21 protein-coding genes are annotated in these 23,794 nt (G+C 45.9%); all 21 read left to right on the top strand.

All coding sequences use genetic code 11. The features are described from left to right. Nucleotides 1–76: 76 nt before the first annotated feature. The 21 genes from KQI22_RS01435 to KQI22_RS01335 all read left to right on the top strand — a co-directional run bounded on the left by KQI22_RS01435 (nt 77) and on the right by KQI22_RS01335 (nt 23,720). Nucleotides 77–967, top strand: coding sequence for a sulfide/dihydroorotate dehydrogenase-like FAD/NAD-binding protein (locus KQI22_RS01435; protein WP_216550292.1), 891 nt, complete (start codon nt 77–79; stop codon nt 965–967). Then, on the top strand, nt 967–2,352 hold the full coding sequence (gene gltA / locus KQI22_RS01430) for an NADPH-dependent glutamate synthase (protein ID WP_216550291.1): 1,386 nt from the start codon (nt 967–969) through the stop codon (nt 2,350–2,352). The genes KQI22_RS01435 and gltA overlap by 1 nt, the downstream gene beginning before the upstream one ends. A gap of 23 nt (nt 2,353–2,375) precedes the next feature. After that, nucleotides 2,376–3,299: a hypothetical protein gene (locus KQI22_RS01425; RefSeq protein WP_216550290.1), complete on the top strand. Its 924-nt coding sequence runs from the start codon at nt 2,376–2,378 to the stop codon at nt 3,297–3,299. A 36-nt stretch (nt 3,300–3,335) separates the two neighbouring features. Continuing rightward, on the top strand, nt 3,336–3,815 hold the full coding sequence (rlmH, locus tag KQI22_RS01420) for a 23S rRNA (pseudouridine(1915)-N(3))-methyltransferase RlmH (RefSeq protein ID WP_216550289.1): 480 nt from the start codon (nt 3,336–3,338) through the stop codon (nt 3,813–3,815). Nucleotides 3,816–4,120: 305 nt separating this feature from the next. Continuing rightward, entirely contained in the window at nt 4,121–5,548 is a 1,428-nt protein-coding gene (locus KQI22_RS01415; protein ID WP_330623206.1) for a sodium:alanine symporter family protein, read from the top strand. A gap of 100 nt (nt 5,549–5,648) precedes the next feature. Then, nucleotides 5,649–5,951: a hypothetical protein gene (locus KQI22_RS01410; protein ID WP_022005121.1), complete on the top strand. Its 303-nt coding sequence runs from the start codon at nt 5,649–5,651 to the stop codon at nt 5,949–5,951. A gap of 6 nt (nt 5,952–5,957) precedes the next feature. Beyond that, nucleotides 5,958–9,050 carry a 6-pyruvoyl-tetrahydropterin synthase-related protein gene (locus KQI22_RS01405; RefSeq protein WP_216550288.1) on the top strand — a complete coding sequence of 1,031 codons (3,093 nt, stop codon included), beginning with the start codon at nt 5,958–5,960 and terminating at the stop codon, nt 9,048–9,050. A 25-nt stretch (nt 9,051–9,075) separates the two neighbouring features. Next, the gene (locus KQI22_RS01400) at nt 9,076–9,732 is read left to right on the top strand and encodes a Firmicu-CTERM sorting domain-containing protein (RefSeq protein WP_216550287.1); all 657 of its coding nucleotides are present in this window, start codon (nt 9,076–9,078) and stop codon (nt 9,730–9,732) included. Next, entirely contained in the window at nt 9,729–10,334 is a 606-nt protein-coding gene (gene xrtG / locus KQI22_RS01395) for an exosortase family protein XrtG (protein ID WP_216550286.1), read from the top strand. Before KQI22_RS01400 ends, xrtG begins: the two co-directional genes overlap by 4 nt. Beyond that, complete coding sequence (locus KQI22_RS01390; RefSeq protein ID WP_216550285.1) at nt 10,306–11,721, top strand: TIGR03111 family XrtG-associated glycosyltransferase; 1,416 nt, start codon at nt 10,306–10,308, stop codon at nt 11,719–11,721. The genes xrtG and KQI22_RS01390 overlap by 29 nt, the downstream gene beginning before the upstream one ends. Further along, nucleotides 11,678–12,775 carry a 6-carboxytetrahydropterin synthase gene (locus tag KQI22_RS01385; RefSeq protein WP_216550284.1) on the top strand — a complete coding sequence of 366 codons (1,098 nt, stop codon included), beginning with the start codon at nt 11,678–11,680 and terminating at the stop codon, nt 12,773–12,775. The genes KQI22_RS01390 and KQI22_RS01385 overlap by 44 nt, the downstream gene beginning before the upstream one ends. A gap of 47 nt (nt 12,776–12,822) precedes the next feature. Then, on the top strand, nt 12,823–14,127 hold the full coding sequence (locus tag KQI22_RS01380; RefSeq protein ID WP_216550283.1) for a pyrimidine-nucleoside phosphorylase: 1,305 nt from the start codon (nt 12,823–12,825) through the stop codon (nt 14,125–14,127). 34 nt (nt 14,128–14,161) lie between these two features. Continuing rightward, nucleotides 14,162–14,443 carry a YabP/YqfC family sporulation protein gene (locus tag KQI22_RS01375; RefSeq protein ID WP_216550282.1) on the top strand — a complete coding sequence of 94 codons (282 nt, stop codon included), beginning with the start codon at nt 14,162–14,164 and terminating at the stop codon, nt 14,441–14,443. A gap of 10 nt (nt 14,444–14,453) precedes the next feature. Further along, on the top strand, nt 14,454–15,638 hold the full coding sequence (gene yqfD / locus KQI22_RS01370; RefSeq protein ID WP_216550281.1) for a sporulation protein YqfD: 1,185 nt from the start codon (nt 14,454–14,456) through the stop codon (nt 15,636–15,638). Next, entirely contained in the window at nt 15,631–16,650 is a 1,020-nt protein-coding gene (locus KQI22_RS01365) for a PhoH family protein (protein WP_253293451.1), read from the top strand. Before yqfD ends, KQI22_RS01365 begins: the two co-directional genes overlap by 8 nt. After that, complete coding sequence (locus KQI22_RS01360) at nt 16,574–17,818, top strand: HDIG domain-containing metalloprotein (RefSeq protein ID WP_216550280.1); 1,245 nt, start codon at nt 16,574–16,576, stop codon at nt 17,816–17,818. Before KQI22_RS01365 ends, KQI22_RS01360 begins: the two co-directional genes overlap by 77 nt. Beyond that, nucleotides 17,802–18,299 carry an rRNA maturation RNase YbeY gene (gene ybeY / locus KQI22_RS01355; RefSeq protein WP_216550279.1) on the top strand — a complete coding sequence of 166 codons (498 nt, stop codon included), beginning with the start codon at nt 17,802–17,804 and terminating at the stop codon, nt 18,297–18,299. The genes KQI22_RS01360 and ybeY overlap by 17 nt, the downstream gene beginning before the upstream one ends. Before the next feature lie 13 nt (nt 18,300–18,312). Next, nucleotides 18,313–19,920 (top strand): hypothetical protein, encoded by a 1,608-nt coding sequence (locus KQI22_RS01350; RefSeq protein WP_216550278.1) that lies wholly within the window; start codon nt 18,313–18,315, stop codon nt 19,918–19,920. 55 nt (nt 19,921–19,975) lie between these two features. Further along, the gene (locus KQI22_RS01345) at nt 19,976–20,701 is read left to right on the top strand and encodes a hypothetical protein (RefSeq protein WP_216550277.1); all 726 of its coding nucleotides are present in this window, start codon (nt 19,976–19,978) and stop codon (nt 20,699–20,701) included. A gap of 112 nt (nt 20,702–20,813) precedes the next feature. After that, nucleotides 20,814–22,082 (top strand): NAD(P)/FAD-dependent oxidoreductase, encoded by a 1,269-nt coding sequence (locus tag KQI22_RS01340; RefSeq protein ID WP_216550276.1) that lies wholly within the window; start codon nt 20,814–20,816, stop codon nt 22,080–22,082. Continuing rightward, entirely contained in the window at nt 22,083–23,720 is a 1,638-nt protein-coding gene (locus KQI22_RS01335; protein ID WP_216550275.1) for an NAD(P)/FAD-dependent oxidoreductase, read from the top strand. Nucleotides 23,721–23,794: the final 74 nt, after the last annotated feature.

Here is a 23,794-nt window from a genome sequence, read left to right as displayed (position 1 = left end):
ATTGCACTTTTTTGAGAATTATTTTACTATAAGAAAGATATGGACCTGCGGGTCAATGAACTAGAGGAGGAAGAAAATGTATAAAATTGTCAGAGCAGAAGAACTTACGACAAACATTTATCTCTTTGAGGTGGAAGCGAAAAGAGTTGCCAAAGCATGTTTGCCGGGACAGTTTGTCATTGTAAGAACAGGAGAAGACGGAGAACGTATTCCGCTTACGATCAGTGATTATAACAGAGAAAAAGGCACGATCACGATCGTGGTACAGACGATCGGCGCCGGTACAAACGAAATGAGAGACTTAAAGGCGGGAGATTTCTTCCATGATTTCGTTGGACCTTTGGGACAGCCTTCCGAATTCTGTAAGGAAGATATAGAAGAACTTAAGAAAAAGAAGATCATCTTTGTAGCAGGTGGTCTTGGAACAGCCCCTGTATATCCGCAGGTAAAATGGCTCCATGAGCAGGGCATTTTAGCAGATGTTATCATTGGTGCAAAAAATAAAGATCTGCTGATCTATGAAGAGGAAATGAAAAAGGTTGCGGGCAATGTATATCCCACAACAGATGACGGTTCCTACGGCAGAAGCGGTATGGTAACCAATACACTGAAGGATCTGGTTGAAAAAGAAGGCAAATCTTATGATGTCTGCGTTGCGATCGGTCCGATGATCATGATGAAATTTGTATGTCTGACAACAAAAGAGCTTGGCATTAAGACAATCGTTTCCATGAATCCGATCATGGTAGATGGAACGGGTATGTGTGGTGCCTGTCGTCTGACTGTTGGCGGAGAAGTGAAGTTTGCCTGTGTAGACGGTCCTGAATTTGATGGACATCTGGTTGACTTTGATCAGGCGATGAAGCGTCAGCAGATCTACAAAACTGCAGAAGGCAGAGCATTATTAAAACAGCAGGAAGGTGATACACATCACGGTGGATGTGGTCATTGCGGAGGTGACAAGTAATGGACGTATTAAAGAAAGTACCTGTCAGAGAGCAGGATCCAAAGGTTCGCGCAACAAATTTTGAAGAAGTATGTCTTGGCTATAATGAGCAGGAAGCAATGGAAGAAGCAAGCCGTTGTATCAACTGTAAAAATGCACAGTGTATGAAGGGCTGCCCTGTATCCATCAATATTCCTGCATTTATCGAGCAGGTAAAGCTGGGTAACTTTGAAGCAGCTTATCATATTATCAATGAATCCAGTGCACTGCCGGCTGTCTGCGGACGTGTCTGCCCACAGGAAAGCCAGTGTGAAGGCAAATGTATCCGTGGCATCAAGGGAGAGCCGATCTCCATTGGTAAACTGGAGCGTTTCGTAGCTGACTGGGCAAGTGAGCATGGGATCAAACCGGCTCCTGCAAAAGAAAAGAAGAATAAAAAAGTAGCTGTCATCGGTTCCGGTCCTGCAGGTCTGACCTGTGCAGGCGATCTGGCAAAGATGGGCTACGATGTAACGATCTTTGAAGCATTACATGAAGCAGGCGGCGTACTTGTATACGGTATTCCTGAATTCCGTCTGCCAAAGACAAAAGTAGTGGCTAAGGAAATCGAAAATGTAAAATCTCTCGGTGTCAAGATCGAGACAAACGTTGTTATCGGTAAATCCACAACGATTGATGAACTGATGGAAGAAGAAGGCTTTGATGCCGTATTTATCGGTTCCGGTGCAGGTCTTCCGAAATTCATGGGTATTCCGGGAGAACAGGCAAACGGTGTATTCTCCGCAAATGAATACCTGACAAGAAGCAACCTGATGAAGGCATTCAAGGAAGATTCCCATACACCGATCATGCACGGTAAGAAAGTGGCTGTTGTCGGTGGTGGTAACGTAGCAATGGATGCTGCCAGAACGGCTTTAAGACTTGGTGCAGAAGTTCATATCGTATATCGTAGAAGTGAAGAAGAACTTCCTGCCAGAGTAGAAGAAGTACATCATGCAAAAGAAGAAGGCATCATTTTTGACCTTCTGACAAATCCAATCGAGATCTTATCCGATGAAAACGGATGGGTAAACGGCATTAAATGTATAAAGATGGAGCTTGGTGAGCCTGATGCATCCGGCAGAAGAAGACCGGTAGCGATCGAAGGATCTGAGTTTGTGATGGATGTGGATACAGTCATCATGTCACTCGGTACTTCGCCGAATCCACTGATCTCTTCTACAACAGAAGGACTGGAAGTCAATAAATACAAATGTATCATCGCGGATGAAGAACACGGTAAGACAACAAAAGAAGGTGTTTATGCCGGTGGTGATGCGGTTACAGGTGCAGCAACCGTTATTCTTGCCATGGGCGCAGGAAAGGCTGCAGCTAAGGGTATCGATGAGTACCTGTCACAGAAATAATTTCCTGTAGGGAGGAATCGGATATGCCTTGGTGTCCCGTATGTAAAAATGAATACAGAGAGGGCTACACACATTGTAATGACTGTGATGTAGACCTTGTAGATTCTCTCGAGGAGGGGCCGAGAGCCCTGATCTCGGGAGCAGAATATGATATGAACCAGATGGCGGAGCTTCTGCAGTCAAAGGACGTGGAATGTTTTGTCAGACCGGGTCAGAGAAAAGATGAATTTGAGCTGTATGTGACAGAGGAACATGCAGAGCGTGCGACAGCCTATCTGCAGAGTTATGTACAGGCAATGATGCAGCAGCAGGAAAAAGAAAGAAGAGCTGCGATGGGCATGGATGCAGATACAGAAGACGGTGCGGATGCGGAAACGCAGGAAGAACAGCAGGCACCGGAGCCGGCAGTACTTTATGAAGATAAGAACAATAAGGCTGAGGATGCAAAATCAAGTGCAATCGCACTGATTCTGGTTGGCGGACTCGGACTTGTCTTTATCATACTGCTTGTGCTGGATTATCTGCCGATCCATTTATTCGGCCTTGGAAAATATCTTGTTTCTGCTATTATGGCAACGATGTTCCTTGTGTTTATTGCAATGGGATTTTCTTCCATAAAGACGTATAAGAAATATCTGGGTATTGCAGAGGAAGAACAGAAAAATATCGAACAGATCATGGATCTTCTGGCACAGCATATGTCAAGAGAAGTGATCGACATCAAGCTCGCCGGAGAACCGGAAGAAATGCCGCAGATCTATTACAGCCGTCTGGCACTGATCAAAGAATTTCTGGAGGTCCATTATGGTGGACTGGAGCCGGCTTTGTTGGAAAAACTGGCAGATGACTGGTATGAAGAGCTGTACAGCAAAGATGATGAAGCTCTGCTTGCACAGGAAGAAGCTGCAGAGGGATCTGAGGAAGAGGTTTCCGAAGAGGAAGAATAGATACTGCGCATAGAAAGTAAGAAGTAGGAAGTAATATTGAAGATATCCATATTATCGGTCGGCAAAGTGAAGGAAAGCTATTTCAGGGATGCGATAGCGGAATACAGCAAACGGCTGTCAAAATACTGTAAGCTGGAGATCATAGAGGTGGCGGATGAAAAGACACCGGATCGTGCTTCAGAGGTTGTCTGTGAGCAGATCAAGGAAAAAGAAGCACAGCGTCTTATGCGCCATGTCAGGGAAGATGCCTACGTGATCGCACTGGCGATCGAAGGAAAACAGCTTGATTCGGTCGAGCTGGCACAAAAAATTGATCAGCTTGGGATTACAGGAAAAAGCCAGATCCAGTTTGTGATCGGCGGTTCTCTGGGACTGCATGAAAGCCTGCTGAAAAGAGCGGATTATAAGCTCAGCTTTTCCAGAATGACATTTCCGCATCAGCTGATGCGAGTGATCCTGCTTGAGCAGATCTACAGAAGCTATCGGATCATTGCGGGAGAACCATATCACAAATAGCACTTGACGCACAAAATTATATAAGATATACTAATGATGTCGAAGAGGACAACACATACGTGTTGTCCTCTTTTTGTAGTGAGGAAGGAACCCAAGCACATGCGAAGCATGTATTTGGGTTCACCCGAACGTACAACGAAAAAATCAGAAAGCGCGAAGCGCGACTGCCGCGATAGCGGCAGGATTTTCGAGTCTGAAAGAAGAGAAAAGTAGCGGCAGGATTTTCGAGTCTGAGAAGGAAACAATACAAATATTAAGAAAAATACAAGCATAAAATGAAGAATACACAACAAGGAGGATGAAGTATGAATGGATTTATGGAAAAACTGGCAGAGGTGCTGGTAACAGTCGATGACTTTGTGTGGGGGCCGGTGATGCTGATCCTGTTAGTCGGAACCGGTGTGTTCCTGACAATCCGGACAGGATTTCTGACCTGGCGGAATCTGGGATATGCGATCAAAAGCACATTGAGTAAAGAGGCAAGACAGAAGACAAGAGGAAGCGGCGATATTTCTCCGTTCTCTGCCCTGACAACCGCACTTGCCGCAACGATCGGAACCGGTAATATCGTTGGTGTTGCAACGGCGATGGTATCCGGTGGACCGGGTGCACTTGTCTGGATGTGGATCAGTGCATGCTTTGGACTGACTTCCAAGTTCAGCGAATGTATGCTGGCGATCAAGTACAGAGAAGTCAATGAAAAAGGCGAAATGTCCGGTGGACCGATGTATACGATGAAAAAAGCATTTAAGCACAAAAAGCTGGGTGCAGTCCTTGGCTGGCTGTTTGCGTTATTTGCAGTTGTTGCATCTTTTGGTATCGGTAACCTGACACAGGCGAACTCCATTGCGGAATCAGTAAAGACGACTTTCCATGTACCGGTCGCAGTGACAGGTATTGTGATCACAGCACTGGCTCTTCTTATTATTGTAGGTGGTATCAAATCTATTTCAAAAGTATCGAGTGTAGTCGTACCGTTTATGGCGATCTTCTATGTGATCGCAGGTTTGATCATTATTATTGGTAATATCCGAAATCTTCCGGCTGGCGTATCCATGATCTTCCAGATGGCATTTTCCGTCAAAGCAGTGGGCGGCGGACTTTGCGGTACGATCGTAGCATCCATGATGAACGCGATGCGTTTTGGTGTTGCCAGGGGCGTGTTCTCCAATGAAGCAGGTATGGGTTCCGCAGCCATTACAGCAGCTGCAGCAACAACCGATCATCCGGTCAGACAGGGCTATATCAATATGACAGGTACTTTCTGGGATACGATCGTAGTCTGCACGATCACAGGTCTTGCCATCGCAAGCTCAGGTATGCTTGGTGCAGTCAATCCGGATACCGGCGAACTGTATAAAGGTGCAGATCTGACGATCGCCGCTTTCAAGACTGTACTCGGAACGCCGGGCGCATGGCTTGTCTGCATCGGTATCGCATTATTTGCATTCTCCACCATTTTAGGCTGGGAGTATCATGGAGAAAAAGCATTTGAATATCTGCTTGGTACGCATAAATATAATATGATCTACCGTATTATCTTTTCTCTGATCGCTTATGTGGGTGCAACGACTTCTTTGGAGATCGTGTGGAACTTCTCCGATATTGCAAATGCGCTGATGGCAATTCCAAACCTGATCTGCCTGCTGGCACTGAGCGGTGAGATCGCAAAAGATATCAAGGAATTCCAGAAAGTGATCAAAGCAGAGAAGGCAATGAAAAAGCATTCCTAAAGTTTGGTACTTTCCAAACAGGGGAATTTGTGGTATGCTAAGGGAAGTGTTTAAGAGAGGGAATCCCTCATGACATTAAAAGAAAAGACGGGTGAAAGAAATGGCAGATATATCATTTGCTGATGTGAAGGTACATAATGAAGTGGAATTTTGTACAATTACGGATCTGAACGTCAAGAAGCAGCTGGAACGGTTATTTTTAGATGAACGGATCTCCTATTATGAAAAATGGGATGATGTTTCATTTTTTAAGAGGGTTTTCGCAGGAGGGGAAAAATCAAAATGCACACTTTGCATCAATGAGATGCAGCGGGATAAAGCAGAAGAGATTCTGGAAGCACATCCCGATCTGAAAGCAGGCATTGAGATGATCAATAAAAAGGTAGAAAGAACATTTTTTTAACAACGTATGGGACAGAATATCTATAAGCTGAAGTTTGAATTACATGCGGAACATTCCAATGTAATCGGTGACAAAGCCGGCAGACATCAGCATACATTCTCCATTGTGCTTTATTTGAAAGCACAGCGGAAAATGGAGCTGTATCAGGAGATCGAGCAGAAGATTGAAAGCTGGCTGTCACCGTTTCAGAACCGGTATCTCGATGAGATGCACGGATTTGAAAATGGTGACACGACACTGGAAAACATTGGCAATGTATTTTTTGAAGAGCTGACCAAGGTGCTGCAGGATGAGTTATCCCTGCTGCGGCTTGATATTTATGAAACGCCGGTACGCACGTATTCCGTTACAAAGGAATTATATGATGCAAGCATCAACCGGGTGCATGAAATTGCAGATCTTCATTTACAGGATAAGGTACAGGAATCTACGATAACGATTAAGTCCGCAGAAAATGGGGTAAAAGAGAAGGAAAAAACTGCGGAAAGCAAAGAAAAGGTGCAGACAGCGATAGCTGTAGAGGATGCAGCAGGCAGCGAAAAAGCTGCAGAGCAGAAAACAATGGGTGATCATGAAAGAACAGATAGTGGGGTTCGTATAGCCGGAAACGGATGGAAGAAGACTCTGCTAGCCGTTCTTTTTATTTTGGTCAGCGCCGCGGTCATGATGTATACCGTTACGGAGTCAGGCATTTATCCGCGCGGATCGGATACGCTGAACCATATGTATCGCGGACGTCTGGTCTACGAAGGAATCAAAGAAGGAAACTGGTATATTCTGTATGATGCAAGCTGGTATAACGGCATTGAACTGATGCGTTACTGGGCACCTGTTCCGTTGTATATGCTGGCGGGGTGTCTGTTTCTGACGGGTGGAAATCTGATGAGCAGCTACATTCTGTTTCTGGGTGTTTTGCTTGTGCTGGGTGCCTGTGGATGGCTTATGTTCGGTGTCCGTTATCAGAAGCAGTATCTGGCAGCTTTTCTGGGGGTGGCATGGTTCCTTTTGCCGGATAATATGCGTGTTCTGTTTGCGGAAGGTAATATTCCGCGTGCGGTCGTGGCAACGCTGCTGCCGTATCTGCTTTATGCGATCTGGCAGTTTTTAGAGGAAAAACGGACAAAAGCCATGTATGCAGTTATTCTTTTGATGGCACTTATTGCGTTGTGTCATCTGATGATAGCGGCAATGGTAGGTATTACCACGTTCTTGTTTGTCTGTTTTGATGCGGTCTGCAATAAGCGGATCTGGCGCGGTATTTTTCTGCTCACCGGAATGGTACTTTCCTTCCTTCTGATCGGTATCTGGCTTGTACCGGCACTGCGCGGTGGATTGATGGGAATGAGTGAGGCAGGAACCGCACAGGTTATGCGGGATTTTTTTGCGGATGGATTCACGTCCCTGAATCCTGCGGACAGATACAGCGGAGAACTGGAAACCTTTTATTATGGGATCGGTATTTTTATCGTGGGGATCATTGGTATGCTGTTTGCAGGCAGAAAGAGTGAAGCAGGCTTTATCACGGGACTGTTTTTATTCTTTTCCACGACAAATTCCTTATATGATTTTTACTCCAAAGTGCCGTTTCATCAGTTTTTCTGGATGATCCGCTTTATTCCGGTCGGACTTGGGTTTACGTTTATGGCATTTCTGCTCTGGAAGAATGCCAGAAAGAGGGTTTTGATCGCACTTTGTATGATCCTGCTGGTGGATCTGTATCCGGCGCGTTTCTATCTGTATGCGGAGAAGGCAGACCGGGTAACCAATGTCAGTGCAGCGCAGATGCGGCGTGCGGAAAATTATGGTATTTTACAGGCAAAAGAGCTGACGAAACAGAGATTGGCACTTTTTGACCTGAGCAGTTATGGCGCATTTGCCGCTTATATGATCTCGGCCGTGGAGCCGTCAAAGGATTATACCTTTGGCTGGGCATGGCAGGGCGCGGCGACGGCAGTCAATATCGTACAGTTGAACAGTGCTTACGCGGAGGGCGATTTTTATTATCTGTTTGATCGATGCCTTTTGATGGGCAATGATACGGTGCTTCTTCGGATCGCCTTATTGCCGCAGCAGGAAGAGGATATTCCGGCAGTAACGGAAGCGGCAAAAGCAAGTGGTTACAGCCTGCAGGAACAGGGAGCGGATTATCTGCTGTACACAGTGGATACACCGGAGCAGTTTGGAACGGTCACAACGTATGAGGCTGCTGCGATCGGTGGCGGCGGTGCGGATCTTGCCAGGTTATTTCCGGCTTTTGAAGAATTGTCGGATGCCTGTATCGATCACTATACATTTGACGAACTATCTCTTTATAAAACGATCTATCTGTCCGATTTTACTTATGAAGACAAAAAGATCGCAGAAACACTTTTGCAGAAGCTTTCCGATGCCGGTGTGCATATCATAATAGATATGAACCATATTTCGACAAATGACGCCAAAGGTGTTACAACCTTTCTGGGCGTGACAGCCCAGAGCATTACGTTGAAAGATACTTATGGACAACTGACTTATCTGGATAAGAGTTATACGCCGCAGGAGTTTTCGGCAGAAGATGCAGACTGGAATACTGTATATCTGAACGGACTAAATCGGGTGGATGGAACTGTCAGAGTCGGAGAACGGGTGCTTCCTTATGTGGGAAGTGTATCTGCTTATGAAAATATCACATTTCTGGCAATGAATCTGCCGTATCATCTGCAGCTTACCAGAGATGAAACTGTTTACGTACTTCTGGAACAGGTGCTTGGCGTAGACAGAGAGACAATTCCAAAACGGGAAATTGTTCCGCTTGAAATTGTGCAGGATCGTGATACGATCACAATACAGACAGATTATGAAAATACGAATACGGCGCTTGCCTATTATGATATTTTTCATCCTGACAGAGAGATTACCGTAGACTGGTATCTGGTATCTGTCGGAAAGGGTACAACGGTGATCCGGCTGCAGTATCCGTATTTGAAACAGGGGATGATCGTAAGCCTTGTGGGCATCATTTTGATCTTATTATTTTTGTGGGGAATCAACAAATACGACATGAAAAGGAATGAGGAAAATGAAGAGCATACAAAAGAAAAACAAAAATTGGAAGCATAGGATAGCAAGTCTGGTTCTGTCTTGTTTGGTTATAATAGCAATTGTGCCGGTAAACTGTATAGAGGCAAAAGCCGCAGGTGGGATCACGATCGACGGCTATTATGATGACTGGGAAGGAATTCCCAAGACAATGATCACCTATTACAGTAACAACCAGCTTTGTAATAATCAGGCTGCACTGGTACGGGATGGGGAGTATATGTATCTTTATGTGGAAATGCATCCGCTTTACAGTTCCCCTATTCCGATAGATGCTTATTATTTACACGTAAACGGAAAACAGCTTCCGTTCTTTCTGCGATATCCAACAGCGGACAGAAACGGAATTGACTGGGGAAAGAATGTCAATTTAAGCAAAGACGGTATTTATACAGGGCTCAGCCCATTCACCTATTACCCGGCTTACAGCTGGGGGGATGCTGCAGTTACAGTATCGAGCGGAGATCCGAATGACCGGTTTGAGGTCAGAATGAAAATCTCAGAGGTGGAGAAGCTGATGGGACTTGAGCAGGGAACGATCGCGAGTGGTGCAAAAGTAGAAGTGACCATGCCTAATGTCGGTGGTGGAAAAGTCACAATGGTAGGAACTTCCACAGGTGCATCTTTCAGTATTCTGCTGATGGCAGGAGCGGTTGTTTTATTCGGACTTCTCGGAAAAAAGAAAGGATTACAGAAATCATGACGATTTTTACAGTAGTCTGCTTTCTTGTCTGGATATACCTGCTGTCTGTGTTTACGCGGGGAAAGCTGTATTTTTATCAGTTTATCTGGGGCAGTGTCGGACTCTTTGTGTTTATGATGATGTGGATCCAGCCGGTGGCGATCCAGCCACTGACCAGTCTGGTATGCTCCGCTGCAGGTGTGATAGGAAGAATGACAGGCTTTTACGAGTCTTACAGTGAATACAGTATGTTGTTTGTGCAGCATGGAAGGGAAGCCATTTCTTTGTGTATCGACTATGAATGTTCCGGTATTATCGAGATGATGGCATATGTTTCCATGCTTGCCTTTTTCCGGGTATATGACTGGATGCAGCGCATTATTTTATCGGTTTTGGGCTGTATGATGATCTTTTTTGCCAACATTATCCGGTTATTTGTGATCTGTACAACCATCTACTATTTTGGCAATGATGCGTATTATATTGCACATACCATCGTTGGCAGAATTATTTTTTATACTTTGTCTGTGATCCTCTATTATTATATTTTTACCAGATCGCAGATTGTAAAACAGAAGATTGGAGGATTCCGTTATGCAAAGAATACTGACACTTCTGTCTAATGAAATTGTTTTCTGGGTATCCTGGATCATTATTCCTCTGATCATGGAAATCGTACCGGCAGTTGCAGGTTTCTTCCTGCTCGTAAAAAAGCGTATCCTGTATAAAAAGGACACACCGCTTACCTATTATCCGCCTGTTACGCTGATCGTTCCGGTCTATAATTCGGCAGATACTCTGTATGCCTGTCTGGACTCGATCAGGAACAGTGCTTATCAACCGGAGCAGCTGGATGTCCTGCTGGTCAATAACGGCAGTAAGGATAATTCCTTTGAAATCTATACAGCCTATCAGAAGGAGCATCCGCAGATGAATCTGAAATGGATGAATTCCGAGCAGGGAAAATCCAGAGCCTTAAATATGGCACTGTTTCATGCAGAAGGGAAATATATCATCCATATCGATTCGGACGGTATCCTGCATCCGCAGGCACTTTCCAACCTGGTAAAGCGGTTTGAGTCCCATAATGAGCTGCACTGTATGACGGGGACGATCCTGACGAATCCGGAAATGATTAAAGCGGAGAAAAATCCGTTCCGGCGTATATTCCAGAAGACGGAATTTTATGAATATGCACAGGCGTTTCTGGCAGGCCGTAACTTTGAAGCGGAGCTGAACAGTATCTTTACAATGTCAGGTGCGTTTTCCGCGTTTCGGAAATCAACGATATTAAAGACTCAGTTATATAATACAGAGACAGTCTGTGAGGATACACATGTTACCTTTCAGGTACGGAAACTGCTCCACCAGAAGATCGCGATCTGTGAAAATGCTGTCTTTTTCGTGGATCCGATCGAAAATCTGCAAAAGCTCTGTCTGCAAAGACAGCGCTGGCAGAGAGGAGAACTGGAAGTTGCCCATATGTTTATGGACAGAGGCAGTGTGGTAAAGGGATTTCTGACAAACTTTATGACAAGAGTCATCATGTTTGACCATACCTTTGCGTTTCCGCGTATGATCTGGTATTTTGCGCTGATCTGCCTGACTTTTTTAAATTATCCGTTTTCCTTTATTTTGATTTCACTTGTGCTGATCTACATTTTATATGTATTGTCGGCATTTTTATACTATTTGAATATTTTGTCATATTTGGGGTATGACAAAAAACTGCGCAGGTTTTATGCCCGGAACGTACTGATTCTGTTATTGCTGCCTTTTTACAATTTTGTGATCTACTGGTTCCGTATGGCAGGCATATTAAACAGCATCAAAACAACCGGTGCCTGGCGTACGCAGACATGGAAGGAAGAATGGGGACAGGTAAAGCACATAGTCTGCCATGATTTTGCATGGCTGATCTCGTGGCATAAGGGGTTAAAAAAATTAACAAATAAGGAAGAAAAACATGAAGAAAAACAGGAAACTGCGCAGGACGGACAGTCCGTTTAATTTTATATTGACCTTTGGTACGCTGTTTCTGGGAATCCTTTTTGTCTGGATCATGAAGCTGGAAATGGAGACGCTGATTGAAAATGGATTAAATACCTATTTACAGCAGCAACAGCAGACTGCTTATAATATCGTATTGCAGACGGAAACAGAGCCGGCAGATACCTATTTGGACAGATTGATCGCAAATATAGAGGAAGGATTTGAAACATCTTCCAGTCAGTTTGTATATATTGAAAAGGATGGACAGCTTTTATTTGTAAAAAACACTGCGGAAATGAATACAGTGGAGGCACAGCAGCTTGATCTGACAACGTATATGAAACGTCTGGAAAACAGCAGGGGCGTGTACAGAACATCTGTCTTTCAGACGGAAAACGGTTATACGGTAGGTGTCTGTGTCAGAGAAGATTATGTGAAAATGATCACAGGATATGATATGATGTATATGCACATCTTGATGTACGGTATCATTGCTGCGGTCTGTTTTGTTATGATCGTATATTATCTGCAGTTTATCCAGATCAGGGGCAGAAGAAAGATCGCAAGGCTGACAGGAGAACTGCAGCAAAAGCAGCTTCTGCTGGAGCAGGAAGTGGAAAAGAACAAGCTTGCGGAAAAAAAGGCAGAAGAAGCGAAAATGCTGAAGAATCAGCAGGAAGAGAAGGAAGTGCTGGATCTGGAAAGTATTCCGAAGAATCAGTATAAATTCAATTTTTACCTGAATGCATCACATGCGATCTATATTGACGGAACAAGGGGAGAGGTACATCCGCATACGTGGGAGATCGTGCTGCATGTAGCGAAGATGAGCAGTGGGCTTGTTTTGTTCAATCAGGTAGAGAAAAAGGTAGAGGAATTTCTGCATCAGTATCAGAGCCGGGTCATCAATGATTTTGAACCGTTTACAGCGGTCAATCCGACACTGGAAAATCTGACGGAATTTTTACTGGACAGCCTGCAGAAAGAACTGAATCCGTTAGGATGGATGATCTTTATGATCGAGGTAAGTGAAACGCCGGCAAGAACATATGTCATGAGTCTGCTGGATTAAAAGAGAAGCAAAAATGGGAATGTATGGAATGAAAGGGAGGAACGCGTATGAGAATGTATGATCTGATCACGAAAAAGAGAAACGGTGGAGTGCTTTCACCGGAAGAGATCGTTTATATGGTAGAAGGCTATACAAAGGGAGATATTCCGGATTATCAGATGTCTGCCATGATGATGGCAATTTATTTTCAGGGCATGACAAAAGAAGAAACTTTGCAGCTTACCCTTTCCATGGCACATTCCGGGGACATGCTGGATCTGTCCGGTATTTCGGGCGTAAAAGTAGACAAACACAGTACGGGCGGTGTCGGAGACAAAACAAGTCTGGCACTGACACCGATGGTGGCAGCCTGCGGCTGTAAAGTTGCAAAGATGAGCGGCAGAGGACTGGGACATACGGGCGGAACGATCGACAAGCTGGAAAGCATTCCGGGCTTTCATACGGATATTGCGATCGATACATTTGAGAAAAATGTCAATGAGATCGGAATTGCGATTATGGGACAGACAAAGGATCTGGCACCGGCGGATAAAAAGCTGTATGCGCTCAGGGATGTGACAGCGACGGTCGATCAGATATCTTTGATCGCAAGCTCCATCATGAGCAAAAAGTTAGCCTGCGGGGCAGATGCGATCGTGCTGGATGTCAAGACAGGAAGCGGTGCTTTCATGAAACAGGAAGCGGATGCGGTCAGCCTGGCAAAAGAAATGACAGAGATCGGAAACGGTGCGGGCAGAAAGACGATCGCGGTCATTACCGATATGGATCAGCCGCTTGGGTATGCAGTCGGAAATGCACTGGAAGTGATTGAGGCGATACAGACGCTGAAAGGGGAAGGCCCGGCAGATTTTACGAAGCTGTGTCTGACACTGGGTAGTTATATGCTGCTTGCGGGCGGTATCGCAGAGACAAAAGGGCAGGCAGAAGAAATGCTGCGGCAGACGATAGAAGATGGCAGCGCGCTCACAAAGCTGGCGGAATTTATCAAGGCGCAGGGCGGAGATCCGGCGTATATTTATGATCCGTCCCTGTTTCAGCTGGCAAAGATCCGGGAAGAGGTCTGTGCCAAAGAGTCCGGATTTTTACAGAAGATCGTATGTGATGAAGTGGGTATCTGCTCCCTGCTTTTAGGCGGCGGCAGAGAAAAGAAGGAAGATACGATCGATCCGGCTGTCGGTCTTGTTCTGCATAAAAAGAAGGGAGACCCGGTGCAGGCGGGAGAGAGCCTTGCTACGATCTATGCCAACGATCCGGAAAAACTTCTGCAGGCAAAGGAGCGTTTCTTACAGGCAATTACGATCGGCGCGGAAAAACCAGAGGAGAGTCCGCTGATCAAACAGGTGATCTCCTAGGTTCTTTCTGCGGAAATACCGCATATAATGCAGTATGAAGAGATCAAAATTACTTGCACAGACAAAAGAACAGATTTCCGATACATTGCGCCTGCCAAAGGATCTGGCAAAGGGAGAAGCCCTTGTCAGCATCACAGGACAGGAAGAAGCATTCATAGAAAATTATAAGGGAATTCTGGAGTGCACGGATGAATCCGTGGTCATTGCCACAGGCAGATGCAGGATCCAGTTTCAGGGAAAGCGTCTCCATGTGGAATATTATACAAATGAGGAAATGAAGATAGAAGGTATGATACAAAAAATCCTGTTTTTATAGAGAGGTCAGTATGCTGAATATCATTCGTTTTCTGCGCGGCTTTGTGCGGATCCGCGTGACAGGCTTTGCCCCGGAACGGTTTCTCAACCTGTGTAGTGTACATGATATCGAGCTTTGGGATATCTCGGTATCGGAAAACAGATATGAGATGAATCTGTATGTTTCAGATTATTTCAAATTGAAACCCATTGTACATAAAACGAGAACAAAGGTGGTCCTGCTTTCCAAAAGCGGACTGCCTTTTTTTGCCCGCAGGTGGAAAAAAAGAAGGATCTTTCTGCTCGGCTGTCTGTGCTGTCTGCTCAGTCTGTATCTTGTTTCGCAGTTTTTGTGGGACATTGAGCTGACAGGCGGGAACAGGTTGACAAAAGAAATGCTTTTGCAGTTTCTGCAGGAGGAAAATGTGTATTATGGCACCTATATGAGACAGGTGGATATCGATGCGGTGGAAAAAAAGCTGCGCGATACTTATCCGTTCCTGACCTGGGTTTCTCTGCGGATCCAGGGAACGCGGCTGTATATCAGTGTCAAGGAAAATGACCAGCTTCTGCCACAGAAGGAGACGGAAAAGCAGCCGTGTCATCTGGTTGCGACAATGGACGGTGAGGTGGAGTCGATCGTGACAAGAGCGGGAATTCCACTTGTCAAAGCCGGGGATACTGTGAAAAAAGGGGATTGTCTGGTGCAGGGAGAAATTCCTGTCTATAATGACGATGAAACGCTGAAGGAAACCATGTATGTCCATGCGGATGCGGATATCTGTATCAGGGCGTCCCTTCCCTACAAAAGAAATCTTCCCTTTGCATATGAAAAGAAAGTCTATACGGGGGAGCAGAAGAAAGTATGGTATGCGAGGATCTATACAAAGAGTTTTTCGCTGGGGATGCTTCCGTCTTATGAAAAATATGATATTGTGACGGATCTGAACCAGGCGGGGATCGGTGATTTTTATCTGCCGCTGTATTACGGAACGATCACCTGTAATGCCTATACACTGGAAAATTTAACGTACGACGAAACAACGGCGAAGACACTTTTGCAGCTGCAATTTGAAAAATTTTGCCAAACTTTACAACAAAAAGGTATTCAAATTGTAGAAAATGATGTTAAAATAAAAAAGTATCAAAAAGGTATGAAGGCGGAGGGCAGTATCTGGATCCGCACAATGGACGGAGAGGAAAGAAAAATTGAGTGATTTCAGCATAGAGCTTGATCTGGATATGGACAGTCTGCAGAGTATTTTCGGACAGCATGACAGCTATATCGCAAAGATTGAGAAGCAGCTTCATGTGACGGTGGTCAACAGGGACGGCAGTGCAAAGATCATCGGAGAAGAAAGAAATGCGCAGCGTGCAGCGGAGCTGATAGAAGAACTGGCGCAGTCGATCCATAGGGGGACGGAGCTTGAGGAGCAGCGCGTCGATTATGTCCTGCAGCTTGCGCAGGAAGAAGAAAATGTATCCCTGCAGGATATGGACAGCATGTGCATCTGCCATACGGTGGCAGGCAAGCCAGTAAAACCGAAAACGATCGGACAGCAGCAGTACGTGCAGGCAATGAAGGACCATATGATCGTGTTCGGACTCGGCCCTGCAGGAACGGGAAAGACATATCTTGCCATGGCAATGGCGATCACGGCTTTTAAAAATAACGAAGTAGAGAGGATCATCCTGACAAGACCTGCCATTGAAGCGGGCGAAAAGCTTGGTTTTTTGCCGGGCGATCTGCAGAGCAAGGTAGATCCTTATTTAAGACCGCTTTATGATGCGCTATATCAGATCATGGGAGCGGAGAGTTTTCAGAAAAACATGGAAAAAGGTGCCATTGAAGTTGCACCGCTTGCTTATATGCGTGGCCGTACGCTGGATAATGCCTATGTGATCTTGGACGAGGCACAGAATACGACAGAGGCGCAGATGAAAATGTTCCTGACGAGAATCGGTTTCGGTTCCAGGGTCGTTGTGACAGGCGATCTTTCCCAGAAGGATCTGGCTGCTACGACAAGGAGCGGTCTGGAGGTCGCAGTCCGTGTCTTATCGAAGGTAGAAGACATCGCATTCTGCAATCTGACCAGTAAGGATGTTGTCAGACATCCGCTTGTACAAAAAATCGTAAAGGCTTATGAGGACTATGAAAAGAAAGCAACCAAAACAGCCGGAAAGAAATACCGTGAAAAAGGAAAGTTTGACAGAAACGCTAAACGTTAAGACGATTCTGCTTTCTCTGCTCATGCTGCTCCTTCCACCGGGAGAGCTTTTCCTGTTTTATTTTATGAAGGATACGGATACGGGCAGCTTCCTGACAGGGTTTATCACATTGGGAATGCTTCTGCTTGTATTTGTTTTTGTGTTTCTGACGGGGTTATATCAAAATACATTTTTATACAATAACGGCGCACACCCGGAAAGGCTTCTGGGCGTATATGTGCTGGGGCTTTTGCTTGTGGCAGTTCATTCATTTCTGCCGTGTCAGCTCTGGCTGTTTCTGCCGCTTGCCGTGATGCTTATGCTCGCATCCGGGCCACAGGTCGGGATAGGCGCTTATCTGATCCTGTTATATGTGCAGGAACTGATCAGTCAGCCGGATCCTGTCGTATTTGTCAGCTTTGCGCTGATCGGTGTAATGGGAATGATCTTATTCAGCCATCTGGATACGACGTTTTTATTTGGTGTGCCCTTATTTACGGCACTTCTGTTTACCTGTCTGGCACTTTTGTGCATGGATTTTGCGCAGCAGGGTACGATCACCTTTGAGAATGTTTTGTATGTGGCGATCAATTTGTTTTGCAGCTTTATTATCCTGACGCTGGCACTGAAATACTTAAGCCTGCATATCCTGCATAAAAACAGGGATAAATATCAGGAAATGAACGACCCGGAGTATGTGCTTTTGACAGATCTGAAGCAGTATTCCAAGAAGGCATATTATCATGCGGTGCATACAGCTTATTTCTGCGAGAAGATCGCCAGAAAGATCGGTGCGGATGAAATGCTTGCAAAAGCAGGCGGCTATTATCACAAGATCGGGCGGATGCGCGGAGAAAGCAATCTGAAAAACGCGCTGGCGATCGCAAAGGAATATCATTTCCCACCGGAACTGGTACAGCTTCTGAAGGAGTACGGCGGCAAAAATACGACGCTTGTTTCCAGAGAGGCGGCGATCGTACTTTTAGCAGATGCAATGGTATCGTCAGTTATGTTCCTATTTGAAAAGAATCCACGTGCGGAGCTGAATTACGAACAGATCGCAGGTGTGGTTTTTAGAAAGCAGATAGAGAGTGGCATTCTGGATCATTGCAGTCTGACGATCAGTCAGCTGAATGAGATACATAAGATATTTGTGGAGGAAACCTTATACTATGACTTTTTGCGTTGAAAATGAAATAGAAGCAGCTTTTCCGTTTGATATGGAAGCTGTGGCAGAGCAGGTGATCCGTAAGGTGCTGGAGGCGGAGAAGTGTCCGTATGAAGTAGAAGTCAATCTGCTGATCACGGATGCGGAAGGGATCAGGACTTACAATCGGGAGTACAGAGAGATCGACAGGGAAACAGATGTCCTTTCCTTTCCGGGCGTTGATTATGAAAGCCCGTCAGATTTTTCAATCGTACAGGAAGATGAGAGTGCGTATCTGAATCCGGATACGGAGGAACTGGTGCTTGGAGATATTGTGATCTGTGCTGCGCGTGTTTTTTCGCAGGCAGAAGAGTATGGGCATACGCCGCTTCGGGAGTTCGCATTTCTTGTGACACACAGCATGCTGCATCTGCTTGGGTACGATCATATGGAGCCCGAGGAAGAAAAGGTAATGTTTGCCAGACAGGAAGAAATACTGAAAGAGCTTGGGATAACAAGATAAAAGAGGAATGAGTATGGACGGAAGAAAAAAACGTGCAAATTATATGAAGCAGGGCGGCTTGAAAATGTATGCGCCCTGGGTGATCTGGCTGATCGCTCTTATAAAGATGATTTATCTGTATGCACAGATCGGACAGAAAGGAATCACCTTTTACGCTGCAGCGCTTTTTACGGTTTTGTTTGTCTTTGTGCTGACAGCAGCGGTCATTCCCGATGTACTGGGCAGAATGGTTTATTTCCAGAAAAGCAGGGACTGCAGCAGAAATGCGCACAGACTGTATCATACGGTCATGATCCTGACACTGGTTGTTTTGCTGCTGATCTGTGTTCCGGGCTTTTTGCTGGCAGAGCCGCTTTCCAGAGCTTTGTTTGGAACTGTGCAGTATGCATTTCCGCTGCAGGTTGGTCTGATCGCCGTATGTTTTCTGGCACTGCAGCAGTGCATGAAAGGCTATCTGGAAGGAAACAGCATTCCGCTGCCGGGCAGCCTGTCAGGCATTGTAACAGCACTGGTCAGTCTGATCACGACGATCTGCCTGAAAAATGTATGCAGCGGCGCGGGAACGAGAGCAGCCGCAGTCTTCAGACAGGAAGATTATTACTATGCCTATGCTGCGGTCTGCGGGATTGGTGGACTGGCAGTCGGTGCATTTTTAGGATTTTTATTCCTGTTGTTTGTAATGCTTCTGCTGCGCAGAACGATCCGCGCTGAGCTGAAGGCAGATGAAACACGCAGCCCGGAGAGCAGAAAGAACCTACTGACAGATTATCTGCTGCTGTATCTGCCGCAGATGTTCCACGAGCTGTTATTTTCTGCACTGGCATTTGTCTGTATGGTATATGCATTCCACAAAGGCGATGTGACAATGCCGCTTGTACTTCTGGTGTTTATCCTTTATATGCCGGTTGTTTTATATGCGCAGCAGCTTTCCGGTTATCTGGCAAGACAACTGCGTGTGATCCTGAAAAAGCAGGATTACCAACATGCGCGGGAACGTATGGCAGTGATGGGAAAGATTCTTCTTTATCTGATTCTGCCTGTCTGTGCATTTTTGCTGGCACAGGCGAATGTAGTCAGCGCAGCCTTTTTTGATGAAAATAAAGAACTGACACAGCTTGTGCAGACAGGCTGTATCATGGCAGTTTTTCTGGCACTTGCGATCTGTGCAAGAAAACTCCTTTCTGTTATGCAGCGGCAGCTGCTTTGCAACGGGCTGACGGTAGTGGCATTATTTGCAGGCTTCTGGTTCTTTACCTTATTATCTGGTTCCGGGCGGCATGCGGGAAAAGCATTTCTGCAGACAATTTTTCTGACAGCTTTATGTTTGTCGCTGGCAGAATTTGCAATGATCTGCAAAAGAGTGCGGTTTCGGGCAGATCTTCTGCGGATGATCGTCTTTCCGCTTGTTTCCGCAGCGTTGGCGGGAGTGGTCGCCTTTTTGATGCAGCTGCTTCTGCTTAAGAGTCTGGGCGGTATTATGACATTGCTGCTTTCCGCAGTGATCTGTTATGTGCTGTATCAGGTTCTGATCATTTTCCTGGGGGTATTCCAAAAACACGAATGGCGTCAGATCCCGTTTGGCAGTCTGCCGGAGCTTCTGGCAAGAAAGCTGGGACGCTGATCCCAAACGTATAAGATGAAAAAACTGGGAAATACTGATAAAAAAGGAGAGTCTTATGAAACTTTTTTATCGAATCAGTATTTTCATCAATATCGTCTTTGCCTGTTATGTACTGGTAAAGGGAAGTGAGCTTCTGACAAAAGACCTGATCGGGGCAAAGGATGTCAGAAATGCACAGCAAAGCTATTATAAAAAGCAGTCGGCGGATCTGAATAAACTGGATGATACGCTGTTTGGAGAAGCAACAGGCAGCGTGGATGAAAACAGTATCCCATCTGCCGGCAGCAAGCAGGCAGAAGCTGCAGGTGAAAATAAAAAAGCGGCGCAGGCTGCGACAAGTATGCAGACGCTGACCTGTGATACGGCATATGAAGTGATCGTTTATGATGAAACGATGCAGACAGAAAAAAGCAGGATGGAAACATTACCGGCTTCTTTTATCGGAAAAGACCGCAGACAGGTGGAGAAGCTGATCGAGGATTACGAGAAGAGCCCTTCCCTGAAGGATCAGGAGGAAGGTTTTCTGTCCATGTCCCTGGAGTCTTTTTCACCGGAAAAGATCAGTGTCAGAAAGGTTATTGCAACTTCGCTGTACTATGCGTGTATTGTGGCGGAGGACGGCTACCTGACGGTGTATGACGGCAATCGGAAAAAGGTGATCCTGTATACGGATATTCCAGTATTTTCTCTGCCGCAGGCGGTGCAGGAAGAAGTCATGGACGGTAAATATATCCAGACAGAGGAAGAACTCTACAATCTGCTGGAATCGTATTCCAGTTAATGTGGTTTCATAAGAAAATAAGCAGGAACCTGTGTTGGAATCCGGTAAAACGGATGGCCAGAAATGAATGACAGACAGTATAAAAATAGAAATCTTGGGAACAGGCTGATATATGAGAAAGAAAGTTGGAATCATCGGCGGTGGGGCATCGGGCATGATGGCAGCGATCACAGCGGCAGAGCATGCAGATGTGACACTACTAGAACACACCGCAAGGATCGGTAAGAAAATATTGTCTACCGGAAACGGTAAATGCAATTATACAAACAGAACACTGTCGAAGGATGATTATTACTGCGATCATCCTTCTTTTGTGGCACATGCCCTTTCGCAGTTTGACGATCAGGCTGCGAGTGCTTTTTTTGCAGCCCATGGGATGCTCACAAGTGAAAAAAGAGACGGGTATTGCTATCCTTATACCGGACAGGCTGCCACTGTTCTGAATGTATTGCGCCTGCTTTTGGAAGAAAAAGGTGTGACGGTAAAGACGGAACAGGAAATAGAAGGTATCACAGCCGGTAAGGATGGTTTTGTTGTAAAGACAAAGACGGAACGATACCGGTTTGACAAGCTGATCCTTGCCTGCGGCGGAAATGCCGCACCACAGACAGGATCGGACGGAAGCGGTTATGCGCTTGCAAAAAGTCTGGGACATACACTGCACAGACCATATCCGGCGCTGACATATTTACTGACGAAGGATCCGGCATGTAAGGAACTGGCGGGTGTCAGGGCAAATGCCATGCTGACCCTGTATGTGGACGGAGAACGGATGCAGACGGAAGAAGGAGAACTGCAGCTCAATAAAGATTCTCTTTCCGGGATTCCGGTGTTTCAGCTAAGCCACAGGGCGGTACAGGCACTGGCGGCGAAAAAGAAGATAACAGTTTCTGTGGATTTTCTGCCCCAGCTTGGAGAAGAAGAACTGGTACATATGCTGGCAGGGCTGCAAAAGCAGTATGGAAAGCAGCCGGTTGAAGAAGTGCTGGCACTTTTTCTGCACAAGAAGATCTGTGGTGCGCTGCTGCACAGACTTTCTTTATCCTTTCAGCAGGAAATGCAAATGGTTAGCAATAAGCAACTTAAAAAACTGGCAAAGCTATGCAAGAGCTTTGTGTTTGAAATGAGTGGCTATCCGGGCTTTGATAAGGCGCAGGTAACAATGGGCGGTATCCCGGTTTCGGAAATCGATGACACGATGCAGTCCAGAAAAATCAAGGATCTTTATTTTGCCGGAGAGATTATCGATGTGGATGGCAGATGCGGCGGCTATAACCTGCAGTGGGCATGGACGAGTGGCTATATTGCAGGACTGCATTGCTGTGATGAAAGAAAAGAAAACGCAGCAGAAAACAGGAAGACAGAAAGGGAAGATCGCTAGATGATCAGGATCAACCAGTGTAAGGTAGGTGTCCCTTATACTATGCAGGATGTGGAAAAGAAAGTTTGTCAGATCCTGCATTGCATGAGTGAGGACATTCAAAAAATACATATTGTGAAAGAATCTCTGGATGCCAGAAAAAAGCCCGCGCTTTTTTACTCTCTGGTTCTGGATGTAGCTTGCAGAGCGGAAGAGAAAGTGCTTCGACATGTGAAAAGTAAAGATGTGCTTCCTGCGCCGGAGAAGAAATATCAGTTTCCGGTAACTGCAGGACATATCTGTTCGGACAGACCGGTCATTATCGGCGCAGGGCCTGCAGGACTCGTGTGTGCTTACTATCTGGCAAAAGCAGGACTTCGTCCCATTGTGTTGGAGCGTGGCAGATGTGTGGAGCAGCGAAAGGCGGACATTGACAAGTTCTGGGAAACGGGAATGTTAGATACGACGTCCAATGTACAGTTTGGGGAAGGCGGCGCAGGTACTTTCTCGGACGGAAAGCTGAATACGCTGATCAAGGATAAATACGGACGCTGCAGGGAGGTGCTTTCTTTGTTTGTGAAAATGGGAGCGCCTGCGGATATTTTATATAAGCAGAAGCCCCATGTTGGGACAGATCTTCTGATGGACATGGTAAAGAATCTGCGGCTTGCGATCATAGAACTGGGCGGCGAAGTACGGTTTGAAAGCAAGGTCACAGGACTGCTGCTATGTAAGCAGCCTGAAAAGCCCGGGGGAAGAGAGGATAAGCAGACTGTAACGGGTGTAATTGTGAATGATGCGGAAAAAATAATGTCTTCCCATATTGTACTGGCGATCGGACACAGCGCAAGGGATACATTTGAAATGCTGGGAGAAACTTCTCTTACAATGCAGCCAAAGGATTTTGCGGTTGGTTACCGCGTGCAGCATTTCCAGGAGCAGATCGATGAAAGCCAGTACGGGAAACAGGACGAAGCATGTAGAAAGGCGCTCGGTGCAGCCAGTTATAAGCTGACGGCGCAGACGAAAGAAGGAAGAGGCGTTTATTCGTTCTGTATGTGCCCGGGCGGCTATGTGGTCAATGCTTCCAGCGAAAAGGGACGTCTGGCAGTCAATGGCATGAGCTATCATGACAGAGGCAGCGGCGTTGCCAATGCGGCGATCATTATGACAGTGACAAAGGAAGATTTTCCGGATCAGAGCCCGCTGGGTGGTGTGGCATTCCAGAGAGAACTGGAAGAAAGAGCATTTCAGCTTGCAAGCGGAAAGATACCGGTGCAGAGGCTGGAGGATTTCAGAAAACAGGAGGATCGTACAGAACAGACTGTGGATATGGCAGACCTTCCCATCCGTATCAAAGGACAGTGGGCATTTGCCAATACAAGAGAGATCTTACCGGAAAAACTTAACGAAGCATTTCTGGAGGGCATGGAGCAGTTTGGCAGAAAGATCAAAGGATTTGACGCAGATGATACGATCATTGCGGGGATTGAAAGCAGAACGTCATCACCTGTACGGATCGTCCGGGATGAAGAAGGCGTATCTTCACTGAAAGGACTCTATCCGTGCGGCGAAGGCGCAGGTTATGCGGGTGGTATTACAAGTGCTGCCATGGACGGACTTCTGACGGCGGAGCGGATCGCAGTCAGTATGGTCTGATCGCAGAATCTTAGTCAACCGGATTCAGGAGATATGATATAGTAATTGGGAAATGAAATAGTCAGAAAAGGAGC

Origin of the sequence: Kineothrix sp. MSJ-39, from assembly GCF_018917935.1 — a bacterium.
Classification (GTDB): Bacteria; Bacillota; Clostridia; order Lachnospirales; family Lachnospiraceae; genus CAG-194.
The sequence above is the reverse complement of the archived record's forward strand: the minus strand, read 5'-3'. Positions and strand labels throughout refer to the sequence as shown.